The following is a 373-nucleotide window of genomic DNA, read 5'->3' as shown; positions in this document are numbered from 1 at the left end:
ATGGCACTCGAAAGTCATTGGCATCCATCGTCGGTTTACAACTTGGTCTTGCGTCCCACATTATGCTGGTGGGCGCGGGTATCGGTGCGCTCGTTGCTCAGTCTGCGTTGGCGTTCAACATCATCAAATGGGTTGGTGTGGTTTACTTAGTTTGGTTAGGTATTCAAAAGTGGCGTGATAGCTCGAGCCTAGTGGCATCTGAAGAAAGCTCTACTCTATCGAGCGGCAAACTGCTGAGAAACGCAGTGCTTATCAACCTAACTAACCCGAAATCAATCGTGTTTTTGGTGGCTCTGTTTCCTCAATTTATCGACCCTACACAACCTCAAGCACCGCAGTTATTAGTGCTAGGTGTGACGACAGTATTCATTGA

The 373-nt window shown here is 47.7% G+C and carries 1 protein-coding gene; it reads left to right on the top strand.

All coding sequences use genetic code 11. The features are described 5' to 3' along the window. On the top strand, nt 1–373 hold a 373-nt coding region (locus tag A3712_RS19860), incomplete at both ends, for a LysE family transporter (RefSeq protein ID WP_157618826.1).

The organism is Vibrio sp. HI00D65 (assembly GCF_001635455.1).
Classification (GTDB): Bacteria; Pseudomonadota; Gammaproteobacteria; order Enterobacterales; family Vibrionaceae; genus Vibrio.
The sequence above is the reverse complement of the archived record's forward strand: the minus strand, read 5'-3'. Positions and strand labels throughout refer to the sequence as shown.